The organism is Pseudomonas sp. LFM046 (genome assembly GCF_000949385.2).
In the GTDB taxonomy this organism is placed as follows: Bacteria; Pseudomonadota; Gammaproteobacteria; order Pseudomonadales; family Pseudomonadaceae; genus Metapseudomonas.
Genome location: NZ_JYKO02000001.1, coordinates 1,298,140 through 1,310,762, shown reverse-complemented (window position 1 = coordinate 1,310,762; position 12,623 = coordinate 1,298,140). Strand labels below are relative to the sequence as shown.

The following is a 12,623-nucleotide window of genomic DNA, read 5'->3' as shown; positions in this document are numbered from 1 at the left end:
CGATCAGTCAGTTGGAATTCACAGGTAGCCGGGCAGCGGCTTGTTGCCGAAGAAGATCGCCCCGGCGTTCTGGTAGGTCATGTCGCCCATGAAGGCGTGCTGGGTGATCACCAGGGTGTCGTTGACGAAGCGCGACAGCGGGCTGTCCCGGTACACGCCGGTCATGCCGGAGAGCATCTGCGCGGTGCGCGCCACTTCGGCGGATACGCGGGTGGCGTGGGTGGAGGACAGGCGCAGCAGGTTGGTCTGCTCGACGCTCACCGGATCACCGGCCACCACGCTGGCCCAGGCGTCTTCCATGGCCTCGTAGAACCAGGCACGGGCGGCGCGCAGTTCGGCCTCGGCCTTGGCCATCTGCATCTGCGCCAGCGGGCGGTCGGCCAGGGCCGGGGCGCCGGTGACGGAAAAGCGGCCGCTGGCCAGGCCGGAGAGGTAGTCCAGGGCGGCGCGGGCGACGCCCAGCCCCACCACGGACAGCACCTGGGTGGCGAAGGACAGGGACGGGTAACGGAACATCGGCTCGTCGAGGTTGGACGGGCCGCCGCGGACGAAGGTCCAGTCCTCGGGCACCACCACGCCGTCGATCACCACGTCATGGCTGCCGGTGCCGATCAGGCCGACCACGTCCCAGGTTTCCTCGATCTTCACCTTTTCGCGCGGCATCACGGCCAGGCGCGGCAGGCCGACGGTGTCACCGTTCTTCGGGCTGATGCCGACACCGATCAGGCTGGCGCCCATGCAGCCGCTGGAGAACTTCCAGCGCCCGTGCACTTCCAGGCCGCCGTCGACGAAAGCCGCCGGCTGGGGCGGGAAGATGCCGCCGGCGAAGACCACGTCCGGGCCATTGGCGTAGACCTGTTCCAGGGTCGCCAGGGGCAGCGCCGCCAGGTACACCGGGTTCATGCCGAAGCTGGCGACCCAGCCGGCGGAACCGTCGGCGGCGGAGATGTCCTCGACCATCTGGCAGAACTCCATGGGCGAGCGCTGATCGCCGCCGAAGCGGGTGGGCACCAGGGCACGGTAGACGCCGAGTGCCTTGAAGCGTTCGATCACGTCCTGGGAAATGAATTTCTGCCGGTCGAATTCCTCGCGCAGGGCACGCTCGCGGATGTCGGCGAGCAGTGCCTGGAATCCTTCACTCGCGGTAATGGGGGCGGGGTGCTGGTAATCCAGCTCGCTTAGCGAAGACATGGGGCTCTCCAGGTGGGCTTGTTGGTTATTGTTCGAGGCGCTGCACGAGCTCGCGGGCGACTGCCAGCAGCAGTTCATCCGCGCCCTTGGCGGCAACGAGTTGCAGGCCCACCGGCAGCTTCGAGGCGCCCTCGAAGGGAATGCTCAGTGCCGGGTGGCCAGTGAGATTGAAAGGCCGCACGAAGGCGGTCATGCCGACGGCCGCACGGGTGTCAAAGGCATCCGCCACCAGCGCCGGGTAATCCGGCATGGTCGGCAAGGCAAGGATCGGGCAGCGGGCCAGGGCGGCATCCACCTCGGCGGTGAAGGCGGCGCGGCAGCGTTCGGCGGCAGCCAGGTCGGCGTCGGTGGTGTTCCGCGCGGCGAGCAGGCGGGCGGCGACATCGGCGCCCACCCGTCCGGTTTCCACCAGGTGGCCGCAGGCGTTCCAGGTTTCCCGGTTGATGATGGCCAGGCCCGCGTCATAGGCGGCCTGCATGCCGGGCAACGGCAGGGATTCGAGGGCGAAGCCAGAGGCCCCCAGGGCGGTGTCCACGGCGGCCAGCACTTCCGGGTTGGCCTCCACCGGCACCACGCCGATGCGGATGCCTTCCACCGACGGCAGCGCCTTGAGCGACGGGTCGATGGCCGACATGGCTTCGATCAGCAGGTGGATGCTGGCGGCGAAGGGGCCGACGCAATCCAGGGAGGTCTCGGCTGGCATCACTCCGGCGCGGCTGATGCGGCCGAAGCTGGGCTTCAGGCCGAACACACCGCAGCAGGCCGCCGGCACCCGCACCGAGCCACCGGTATCGGTTCCCAGGGAGAAGTCACAGAGGCCGGCGGCCACGGCGGCGGCGGAACCGCTGGAGGAGCCGCCCGGGATGCGGCCGGGGTAACGCGGGTTCTCGGCAGTGCCGGTCCAGGCGTTCAGGCCGGTGGTTCCGAAAGCCAACTCGTGCAGGCCGGTCTTGGCGGTGATGCGGCAGCCCGCATTCAGCAGCGCCTGGACCACCTCGGCATGGCACTCGGCATCCGGTGCATCGTCCAGGGCACGGCTGGAAGCGCGGGTGGGGTGGCCGGCGATGTCGATGGTGTCCTTCACCATGACAGTCCGCCCCGTGCTACCCAGCGCCAGCTTCTCGACCACTATCGTCATCTGCTTCACCTATTGGCGTTCTTGTTGGTACTCGATCGGTACGGGTCTGGAGTGCCGATCGCGCAGATCTAAAATCAACAGAATTACGTGAAATGTCAATTGAATGGTCACGCAAAAACAGTTGTGTAAAAGCACCTCAGCATTCGCAAAAATTCTCTATTTCCGTGGAGTTTCGTAACAAACAAAAGGTGTAACTTTCACGTAAATTCAAAAATAAAAACATTCAAATACAGGCAGTTATTCTTAAAAAGCGGATGTGTTTCCATCGCACACCCCAGCAAAACCGAGCTTTCTTTTTGCTCACAGAAATGATCGATAATCGAACATAATTGATCTAATCAGCGAAATATGCCCGACCTGGAATTCTCGAAAAATTGCACCGAAAATTTCCCTATTCAGGCACTGAAAATGCGCTGTCCAACGCCGTGAAAAACCGACCTCCACCGGCGAACAGGTATTCGCAGACGAGCACGACAAAGCCCCCATACGGGCTGTCAGGTGGACCGGAAAGGGAGCCGCGAAGGGCACGTGAGGAAAAGTGAGGGAGACGGCCAGGGGCATGCCGAGGAATGCATCGCCCCCACCCGCAGCACCCAGGAATGATTCGGAGAATCGGAAGAACCAGGCTCGACGCTTTCTAAGGGCGGACTGGGCACCCTGGCGCGGTAAACAGCGAGCCTGACCGGGACCAAGGAGACGCCACGTGGCTGTCGACAGCCTCGGCGCAACGCCCTATAACTCTCCCCCTGTCAGCAGAACCTGTGCCCCATTCGCATGAGCCCGAAGAAGCGCCTCAACCGTTACAACCCCGCCAGCGACGACTTCAAGAAGGAAGAATTCCCCTTCTACTGGATCGCCCGCGTCTACGGCCGCTACAACATGGCCATGGAAAAGACACTGAAGAAGATCGACCTGGACATCCCGCGCTGGCGCATCCTCTTCATCCTCAAGGAGAACGGCCAGTCGAGCATCTCGGAGATTTCCGAGCACGCCATCGCCAAGCTCTCCACCGTCACCAAGATCGTCTACCGCATGAAGGACGACGGCCTGGTGGACACCGCGCCTTGCAGCAGCGACGGCCGCGTCACCCAGGTGACCATCACCGATAAGGGCCGGCACATGGTGGAAGAGATCCAGGTGAACACCGCGCACATTTTCACCAACAGCTTCAAGGACCTCACCGAAGCCCAGATCACCAAGCTCAACGGCACCCTGGAAAAGATCTACGCGAACCTGCCGGAGGATTGAGCCGTCCAAAGGTGGCTCATCCCCTACACCGCCCTTGCGTACGCCGCTGCCTTCTCGATCAACCCCGCCTCCGGCCGGATGCCGGTGTAGAGCACGAACTGCTCCACCGCCTGCAGCACGATCACCTCGGCGCCGGTGATCACCGGCTTGCCCAGCTCGCGGGCGAGACGGATCAGCGGGGTTTCCACCGGCAGGGCCACGACATCGAAGACCCATTCCGCTGCTTCGACCTGTTGCCGGGTAAAGGCCAGGGCATTGGCCTCCGGTCCGCCTTCCATCCCCAGTGGGGTGACATTGACCAGCATCCGCGGGCGCGCTTCGCCCAGTTCCGGCTGCCATTCGTAGCCACAGCTTTCAGCCAGGGCCGGGCCGGCGGCGGCGTTGCGGGCAATGATGCGGCCATGGCGGAAACCGCTGTCGCGCAAGGCGCTGGCCACCGCCTTGGCCATACCGCCGCTGCCGCGCAGGGCAAAGTCGATATCCCGGGGCACGCCGTGGCTCGCCAGCAGACTGGCCACGGCGCTGTAGTCGGTGTTGTAACCCTTCAACCGGCCGTTGTCGGCAACGATGGTGTTGACCGAATCGATGGCCGACGCCGAGGCGTCCAGCTCATCCAGCAGCGGGATGCAGGCCTCCTTGAACGGCATGGAGACCGCGCAACCGCGAATGCCCAGGGCGCGGATGCCACCAATGGCCGCCGGCAGGTCGGTGGTGGTGAAGGCCTTGTAGATGAAGTCGAGATCGAGGGCTTCGTAGAGGTAGTTGTGGAAGCGCGTGCCGAAGTTGCCGGGGCGGCCGGACAGCGACATGCAGAGCCGGGTGTCCCGGCTGATGGGGCGGGGCATGGGGTGTCTCCATTGACCACTATCGGGCCGGTTTCTTGTAGGGGCGAATTCATTCGCCAAGGGGCACGCAGTGCCCCCAATTGACCCTGCAGGGCAGTCCTTCGGCCTGCTTGGCGAATGAATTCGCCCCTACAGAAAGCCAAAGCCCCACAAGGGTAGATCCTCAGAAGATGTAATCAGTAGTCAGGAAGTTCGACTCGCGATTGCGGATGATGTCGCTGACCAGCTGCTTGTTGTCCTCCTGGAACTTCGTCGCCACCAGGGTGCGGATGGAGAACACGCGCAGGGCGTCATGTACCGACAGCGTCCCCTCCGCCGAGTTCTTGCGGCCGTTGAAGGGGAAGGTGTCCGGGCCACGCTGGCACTGGGCGTTGATGTTGATCCGGCCCACCTGGTTGGCGAAGGCGTCCACCAGGCGCCCCACCTGCGCCGGATCGTTGCCGAACAGGCTGAGCTGCTGGCCGTAGTCGGAGTGCAGGACGTAGTCGATCACCTCATCCAGCTCGCGGTAGGGCACCACCGGAATCAGCGGACCGAACTGTTCTTCGTTGTAGAGACGCATGTCCGGACTGACCGGGCTCAGCACGGCGGGGTAGAAAAAGCTCTGCCGATGGCTGCCGCCTCCCGGATTGACCACCCTGGCACCCTTGGCCACGGCATCTTCCAGCAGCGTATTGAGGAAATCGACCTTGCCCGGCTCAGGCAGAGGCGTCAGGGCGACGCCCTCCTCCCAGGGCATTCCGGGCTTGAGCTTGGCCAGCCTGGCGCAGAATTTGTCGAGGAAGGGGTCGATCACGTCTTCGTGGACGAAGAGGATCTTCAGCGCCGTGCAGCGCTGGCCGTTGAAGGACAGCGCGCCGGTGATGGCTTCGCTGACCGCGTTGTCCAGATCGACCTTGGGCAGGACGATGCCGGGGTTCTTGGCGTCCAGGCCCAGGGCGGCGCGCAGGCGGTGCGGGCGCGGGTGCAGCTTCTTCAGGTCGGCAGCGCCCGAGTGGGTGCCGATGAAGGCGAACACATCCACCTTGCCGCTGGCCATGATGGCGCTGACGGTCTCGCGGCCACGGCCGTAGATGATGTTGATGACGCCAGCCGGGAAGCTGTCGCGGAAGGCTTCCAGCAACGGACGGATCAGCAGCACGCCGAACTTGGCCGGTTTGAACACCACGGTGTTGCCCATGATCAGCGCCGGAATCAGCGTGGTGAAGGTCTCGTTCAGCGGGTAGTTGTAGGGCCCCATGCACAGCGCCACGCCCAGGGGCACGCGGCGGATCTGGCCAAGGGTGCCCTGTTCCAGCTCGAAGCGGCTGGAACGGCGATCCAGCTCCTTGAGCGCCTCGATGGTGTCGACGATGTAATCGCAGGTGCGATCGAACTCCTTCTCCGAATCCTTGAGGTTCTTGCCGATTTCCCACATCAGCAGCCTGACCACCGCTTCACGCTGCTCGCGCATGCGGGCGAGGAATTTCTCCACGTGCTGGATGCGCTCGGCGACCCGCATCGTCGGCCACAGGCCCTGGCCGTGGTCATAGGCGGTCACTGCGGCGTCCAGCGCGGCCAGGGCGGCGTCGGCATCCAGCAGCGGCGTGCTGCCCAGCACCACTTGTGCATCGCCCTGGTCGCCGGCCAGGTAGATCGGGCTGCGCACCGCGGCCAGCGAGCCGTCCCAGCGCAGCAGTTCGCCGTTCACCAAATATTCGCGCTGCTCGATGGGCGCGCCGGGGCGATAGCGTTCGGGGATCTGGTCGGCAGTGGGGAACAGGGCGTCGAGGTTGTTGTTGTGGGTCATTGCACTTTCCTCTGGGTCGGAACCACTGGAAGTCGGTTTTAGCGCGGTTTATTCGTTTGGTAAATCGTTTCAGCAATCCGTTTGGCGGAATTCGTTCCCGCACGGGGATCGGCCTGGATCAAAAGTGGGTAGAAACCTGTAGGGGCGAATTCATTCGCCAAGGGGCACGCAGTGCCCCCTATTGGATCTTGCAGGGCAGGCCTGCGGCCTGCATCGCGATTGAAATCGCTCCCACAAAAAATGCAGAACGTGCTGTGCCGGACGTCAGTGCAACAGCTCCAATGCCGCTGCCGTGGTTTCCTGGATACGCTGCCAGTCGCCGCTGCGGATCCATTCCTTGTCCATCATCCAGGTGCCGCCCACGCACATCACGTTGGGCTGTGCCATGTAGTCCAGCAGGTTGTCGGGAGTCACCCCGCCGGTGGGACAGAACCGGATGCCCGGGAACGGTCCGCCAAAGGCCTTCAGCGCCTTCACCCCACCGCAGACTTCCGCCGGGAACAGCTTGAAGCGGCGGTAGCCCAGGGCGTAGCCGAGCATGATTTCCGAGGCACTGCTGATACCCGGCAGCAAGGGCAGCGGGCTGTAGACCCCGGCGCGCAGCAGCTCGGCGGTGCAACCGGGGGTCACGATGAACTGCGAGCCTGCGGCTTCCGCTTCGGCAAGCATCCACTCATCGAGCACGGTGCCGGCGCCCACACAGAGCTCCGGGCGCTGCTCACGCAGGGTGCGGATGGCGGAGAGGCCATGTTCGGAGCGCAGGGTGATTTCCAGCGTGTGCAGGCCGCCAGCGGCCAGCGCATCGGCCAGCGGCAGCACATCCTGCTCGCGCTCGATGGTAATCACCGGAAGGATGCGCGCGGCGCCGCAAAGTACGTCGATCAGGGCAGCCTTGTCGGCCATGCTCGGCACCGCGTCACGGTTGGCGGCCCGGCTGTTGGGGAGACTGGTCATGGGCGTTCCTTCGGGCTCAGGGGCACCAGTGAATTTCAAGGGGACGACGGAGGAAGGCGCGGATCGGCATGGCCGCCACGTCGTCACCCGCCAGGGCATCGGCCAGCGTGGCCAGTTTGGCCAGGCCCTGCACGGCCAGCAGGGTCAGGTGAGCACCGGCCAAGACCGGTAGCGTCAGGCTCAGGCGCTGGCGCGGCACGCTGGGCGCCTGCATCGGCAGGCAGCGCTGCGAACAGGTGGCACTCAGGGCTTTCTCAAGGTTCGGACTGCCGGGGAACAGCGAGGCGGTGTGACCGTCCTCGCCCATGCCCAGCACCAGCACGTCGATGACGCCCAGCTCGGCCAGGGCCGCGTCAGCCAGGCGTGCTGCTTCCTCCAGGTTCGGCGCGCTTTGATAGAGGCCGAGGAAGCGCGCGCTGGCGGCCTCGCCCTTCAGCAGGTGGACGCGCACCAGGCCTTCGTTGCTGTCAGCGTGGCTGACCGGCACGAAGCGCTCGTCGGCCAGGCTGATGGTGACTTTCGACCAGTCCAGGGTCTGGCCGCAAAGACGCTCGAAGAACGCCACCGGGCTGCGCCCGCCGGACACCACCAGCACGGCCGAACCACGGGTGTCGATGGCCGCGCGTAGGGCGTTGGCCACGGTAATGGCCAGCTCACCGGCCAGTTGTTCAGGGCTGCCGAGGCTGAGCCCGGTGACCTGCGACGGCAGGTCGAGATTACAGATCGCCATACCAGCTCCTGCCATCACGGGTGATCAATGCGATGGAGGCCACCGGCCCCCAGGTTCCCGCCGCGTAGGGCTTGGGTGCGTCGCCCTGCTGCCGCCAGCCGGCGATCAGCTGGTCGCACCACTTCCAGGCGTACTCGATTTCATCCTTGCGCACGAAGAGGTTCTGGTTGCCTTTCATCACTTCCAGCAGCAGCCGCTCGTAGGCATCGGGGATACGCGCGCTGCGATAGGTGTTGGAGAAGCTCAGCTGGAGCGGGTCGCTGCGCAGCTGCATGCCCTTGTCCAGGCCCTGGTCCTTGGTCATCACCTGCAGGGAGATACCTTCGTCCGGCTGCAGGCGGAGGATCAGGCGATTGCTGATCAGCGGCCGCTGCTCGGGGGCGAAGATGTAGTGCGGCGGTTCCTTGAAGTGTATGACGATCTGGGACAGCTTCTGCGGCATGCGCTTGCCGGTACGCAGGTAGAAGGGCACGCCCGACCAGCGCCAGTTGCGGATCTCCGCCCGCAGGGCGACGAAGGTTTCCGTGTGGCTCTCGGCGTTGGCGTTCTCCTCATCCAGGTAGCCCGGCACGGACTTGCCGAGGATGTTGCCGGCCACGTACTGGCCACGCACCACTTGCTGGCCCAGTTGTTCCGGGGCGATGGGCGCCAGGGCCTTGAGCACCTTCACCTTCTCGTCGCGGATGCTGTCGGCGGAGAGGTCGCTGGGTGGGTCCATGGCGATCAGGCAGAGCAGCTGCAGCAAGTGGTTCTGGATCATGTCGCGCAGCTGACCGGCCTGGTCGAAGTAGCCCCAGCGACCCTCGATGCCCACCTGCTCGGCCACGGTGATTTCCACGTGGGAGATGTGGTGCTGGTTCCACTGGGTTTCGAACAGGCTGTTGGCAAAGCGCAGGGCGATCAGGTTCTGCACCGTCTCCTTGCCCAGGTAATGGTCGATCCGGTAGGTGCGGTCTTCGGGGAAGTAGGCCGCCACGGCCTCGTTCACCGCACGGGAGGATTCCAGGTCATGGCCGATGGGCTTCTCCAGCACCACACGGGTCCGCTCGGCGAGCCCCACCGAAGCCAGCCCCGCGCAGATCGAGCCGTAGACCGCAGCGGGCGTGGCGAAGTAGGCGATGAACCGCATCGCCGGCCCCAGCCTGTCCGCCAGTGCCGCGTAACCGTCGGCTTCGAGGAAGTCCATCGACAGGTAGTCCAGGCGCGCCATGAAGCGCTGCACGGCGCCCTCCTCCAGCTCCCCGGCCGGCACATGACGACGCAGGTGCTCGCCGATGGTGGCCAGCCGCGAGGCCGGCTCGCCGTCCTCCCGAGCCATGGCGAGAATGCGCGTTTCTGCGGGCAGCAGCCCTGCGCAATCCAGATGGTAGAGGGCCGGAAAGAGCTTGCGGAGCGCCAGGTCGCCCAAGGCGCCAAACAGGCCAACGGTGCAGGGTTCGACAGGTCGTGAGGCCATGATATTTGTTCTTCCATCAAACATGAGCGTATGAATACACCTTGGAATGCGTTACAGCAAGACAAAATGTAGTAATAAAACTACATTTACCAACATCCGAGATTACGGTGGCTCCGCCTGGGTGCGCTCAGTACGATAGGCCACCGATTGCAGGCCCCTCTCCAGGAACCCAAATGGACCGCGTGCACAACCTGCTGGAACAGATCCAGAACCGCCTCGACGAGCTCAACAAGGCCGAGCGCAAGGTCGCTGAAGTGATCCTGCGCGACCCGCAACAGGCCACCCGCTACAGCATCGCCGCCCTGGCACAGGCGGCGCAGGTCAGCGAGCCGACGGTGAACCGCTTCTGCCGCTCCTTCGGCGTCAACGGCTACCCCGAACTCAAGATGCAGCTGGCCCAGAGCCTGGCCAGCGGCGCCGCCTACGTGAGCCAGGCGGTTGCCGCCGACGACGGCCCCGAGGCCTACACCCGGAAGATCTTCGGCAGCGCCATCGCCTCCCTGGACAGCGCCCTGCAGAACCTGGACCCGCAACTGATCAGTCGCGCCGTGGACCTGATGATCCAGGCCCGACAGATCCACTTCTTCGGCCTCGGCGCCTCGGCTTCCGTGGCCCTGGATGCCCAGCACAAGTTCTTCCGCTTCAACCTCGCCGTCAGCGCCCATTCCGATGTACTGATGCAGCGCATGCTGGCGTCGGTGGCCCATACGGGTGACCTCTTCGTGATCATTTCCTACACCGGCCGCACCCGCGAACTGGTGGAAGTGGCGCGGCTGGCGCGGCAGAACGGCGCCTCGGTGCTCGGCCTCACGGCAGCCGGCTCGCCCCTGGCCAAGGCCAGCACCCTGAGCCTGGACATCCCGTTGCCGGAGGACACCGACATCTACATGCCGATGACCTCGCGCATCATCCAGCTCACCGTGCTCGACGTGCTCGCCACCGGCATGACCCTGCGCCGCGGCGTCGACTTCCAGCCGCACCTGCGCAAGATCAAGGAAAGCCTCAATGCCAGCCGCTATCCGGCGGATGAGGAGCCTTCCTGAGTGAAGCGCCCCGCCTCCTCGAATTCATTCGCCACGGGTCGCGCAGCGGCCCCTTGCGGGGTTGGCGGGCAGGCCTTCGGCCTGCTTGGCGAATGAATTCGCCCCTACACCGCTCGTGACCAGGCCAGCCCCCGATCACCCCACCCACGCCTTCACACTCAACCTCGCCTCCTCCCCCGCCGCCAGCTCGACGCTTTTTTCTCCACAAGCCGCGCCCTGCACGGCGACGAACCCCAGCCCCTCCGTCCAGCTCACCTCGGACAGCGGCCGGCTGCCGGGATGCCAGACCACGGTATTGGGATTCGTGCCTCCGTCGATGCACAGCCGACGCTGCCAGCCGGCATCCTGAATCTTCACGCGGCCACCGCGCTGAAATACCCGGTGGCAACCGTCGATGATCCGCAGTTCGCCGTCTTGCCGGCATGGATCGCGACTCATCAGGTCGCGGCCTTCGGCGCCATCCAGCCCCAGCAGCGCCACTCGCGCCACATCGCTGACCCGCCAGTAGGCATGCAGGGAATGGCTGAGCACGCAGGGCTCACTGTCGCGGTGGCGGGTCACCAGTTGCAGGCTCATGCGCTCACCCAGCTGGGCTTCCAGCTCCACCTGCCAATCGTGCAGATCAAGACGCCATTTCAGGTGTACACCCTCGGCATCGGCTTCCTTGTGGATAAGTCGCCAATCGGAAAGGCGCGCCCAGCCGTGGTGAGGCCAGCCGCCTTCCATGGGATGACGGCCGAACCAGGGCCAGCAGACCGGCACGCCGCCCCGGATGGCGCCGATGCGCGGCCAGCGTGCGGCACACCAGAGCAGCGGACGCTCGCCGCGCGGCTGGAAATGCAGCAGCTGACCGCCCTGGCAGCTGAACACCGCCTGGCAGCGCGGATGCTCCACCAGCAGCAGTTCGCGCCCCTGCTGTTCGCTCCAGCGGAACGGCTGCCCGGACGCCGGCCGCAGCAGGCCGGCGAGGGGATGGTCCGTGCCCTCCCCCGCCGTCACCCGATGCGGCCTGGCGCTGCGCATCACTTCCACCAGTACTCCAGTTGCACACCGAAGTTGGAGCCGTGCAGCGCATCGCCAAAGGCGCCGGTATCGGACAGCGCCGAACCTGCGGCAAGGTCGCTGGCGGCGCGCTGGGCGGCCTCGTTCCAGCTGGCGTGGGTGTAATAGAGGCGGATTTCCGGGCGTTGCCAGAAGCCGGGGCCGGCGGGCGACCAGGTGGGTGCGAGGGTGAATTTGGTGAGTTTGCGAGTGCCGCCGGGGGCTTCGACCTGGTCGCGGCCCAGCTCGGTGACCAGCTTGAACTGGTCGGTAATGGCGTAGACCGGGCGCACCCCCACGGAAAGCCAGTTCTGGTCGTCACCATCCGGGCGCTTGTCCTTCTGGTAGACCACTTCGAACTGACCACCGAAACGCGGCGTCACCTGCCAGTCGAAGAACTCCACCACACGCCAGCTCTGGTTGCTGTTGTCCAGGGTCGGATCACCGGTGTAACCCAGCGCGGTGCCCGGCCCGCGACCGTATTGCAGGGCGAAGGTGTTCACCCCACCGAGGAACGCCTTCTGCTTGTGCTGCGCCGCCACCGACCAGCCGCTGTGGGCGTCGGTGCTGTCGGGTTTGTCGATGTAGCTCACACCTACGCCAACTTCCCCGCCGGGATTGGTCTGGAAGCCGTCGATATCGAAGTCGTGGCGGTTGATGTAGGGGTCCTGGAAGACGTTGTCCTTGCGCGAGAACACGTAGCTGTACTTCAGGTCGCCGATGGCCACCTCGTCAAAGCCGAAGCCGGTGGCGCTCTGGTTCCAGTAGTAGAAGTCGGAAATGTGGATATCGTTCCGCTTGTAGAAGCGGCGACCGGCCCAGAACGAACCGCCATTGAGCGCCGGCATGTTGCTCCACTCGGTGTACATCTGGTTCATCCGCGCGAAACCATGATCGCCGGTGAATTCAGGGGTATGGCCATATTCGTTGAACAGCTGCGCCATGCCTTCGACGCTGATCACCGAGCCGTCATCAAGCTTGAACACGTCCTGCCGCAGGTCCAGTTCGATGTATTGCTCGCACTCGTTACCCAGGCGGTACTTCGATTGCGCCCCCGGCAGCTGGAAGCAGGATTGCGTGCCGCCTTCGCTGGAGCCACCGGCGCCGCTGCGCATGTAGCCGGTGAATTCCACCGCCTGCGCAACCCCCGAAATCGCAAACAGCGCGCAAGGCAGTACCCACAAACCT

At 64.9% G+C, this 12,623-nt stretch carries 11 protein-coding genes; 2 read left to right on the top strand and 9 right to left on the bottom strand.

Translation table 11 applies throughout. The annotated features are described in order from the left end of the window. Positions 1–18: 18 nt before the first annotated feature. Together TQ98_RS06145 and TQ98_RS06140 are read right to left on the bottom strand one after the other, a co-directional pair. Positions 19–1,191: an acyl-CoA dehydrogenase family protein gene (locus tag TQ98_RS06145; RefSeq protein WP_044875155.1), complete on the bottom strand. Its 1,173-nt coding sequence runs from the start codon at positions 1,189–1,191 to the stop codon at positions 19–21. Positions 1,192–1,216: 25 nt separating this feature from the next. Further along, positions 1,217–2,329, bottom strand: coding sequence for an amidase (locus TQ98_RS06140; RefSeq protein ID WP_044875490.1), 1,113 nt, complete (start codon positions 2,327–2,329; stop codon positions 1,217–1,219). A gap of 774 nt (positions 2,330–3,103) precedes the next feature. Between TQ98_RS06140 and TQ98_RS06135 the strand changes: the two genes are divergently transcribed. Further along, positions 3,104–3,577, top strand: coding sequence for a MarR family transcriptional regulator (locus TQ98_RS06135; protein ID WP_044875156.1), 474 nt, complete (start codon positions 3,104–3,106; stop codon positions 3,575–3,577). A gap of 23 nt (positions 3,578–3,600) precedes the next feature. Here the strand turns inward: TQ98_RS06135 and TQ98_RS06130 are convergent, their stop codons facing one another. From TQ98_RS06130 to zwf, 5 genes are all read right to left on the bottom strand, one after another. Then, on the bottom strand, positions 3,601–4,422 hold the full coding sequence (locus TQ98_RS06130) for a shikimate 5-dehydrogenase (protein ID WP_044875157.1): 822 nt from the start codon (positions 4,420–4,422) through the stop codon (positions 3,601–3,603). Positions 4,423–4,585: 163 nt separating this feature from the next. Then, positions 4,586–6,211, bottom strand: a complete 1,626-nt coding sequence (locus TQ98_RS06125; RefSeq protein ID WP_044875158.1) for an NADP-dependent glyceraldehyde-3-phosphate dehydrogenase — start codon at positions 6,209–6,211, stop codon at positions 4,586–4,588. A gap of 264 nt (positions 6,212–6,475) precedes the next feature. Then, positions 6,476–7,165 carry a bifunctional 4-hydroxy-2-oxoglutarate aldolase/2-dehydro-3-deoxy-phosphogluconate aldolase gene (locus TQ98_RS06120; protein ID WP_177410158.1) on the bottom strand — a complete coding sequence of 230 codons (690 nt, stop codon included), beginning with the start codon at positions 7,163–7,165 and terminating at the stop codon, positions 6,476–6,478. 16 nt (positions 7,166–7,181) lie between these two features. Continuing rightward, positions 7,182–7,895 carry a 6-phosphogluconolactonase gene (gene pgl, locus TQ98_RS06115; RefSeq protein WP_044875159.1) on the bottom strand — a complete coding sequence of 238 codons (714 nt, stop codon included), beginning with the start codon at positions 7,893–7,895 and terminating at the stop codon, positions 7,182–7,184. Further along, entirely contained in the window at positions 7,882–9,351 is a 1,470-nt protein-coding gene (gene zwf, locus TQ98_RS06110) for a glucose-6-phosphate dehydrogenase (protein ID WP_044875160.1), read from the bottom strand. The genes pgl and zwf overlap by 14 nt, the downstream gene beginning before the upstream one ends. A gap of 182 nt (positions 9,352–9,533) precedes the next feature. Between zwf and TQ98_RS06105 the strand changes: the two genes are divergently transcribed. Further along, on the top strand, positions 9,534–10,394 hold the full coding sequence (locus tag TQ98_RS06105) for a MurR/RpiR family transcriptional regulator (RefSeq protein ID WP_177410211.1): 861 nt from the start codon (positions 9,534–9,536) through the stop codon (positions 10,392–10,394). Between the two features lie 135 nt (positions 10,395–10,529). Here TQ98_RS06105 and TQ98_RS06100 read toward each other — a convergent pair whose 3' ends face one another. Together TQ98_RS06100 and TQ98_RS06095 are read right to left on the bottom strand one after the other, a co-directional pair. After that, positions 10,530–11,417: a D-hexose-6-phosphate mutarotase gene (locus TQ98_RS06100; RefSeq protein ID WP_082073329.1), complete on the bottom strand. Its 888-nt coding sequence runs from the start codon at positions 11,415–11,417 to the stop codon at positions 10,530–10,532. Beyond that, complete coding sequence (locus TQ98_RS06095; protein WP_242443188.1) at positions 11,417–12,550, bottom strand: carbohydrate porin; 1,134 nt, start codon at positions 12,548–12,550, stop codon at positions 11,417–11,419. Before TQ98_RS06095 ends, TQ98_RS06100 begins: the two co-directional genes overlap by 1 nt. Positions 12,551–12,623: the final 73 nt, after the last annotated feature.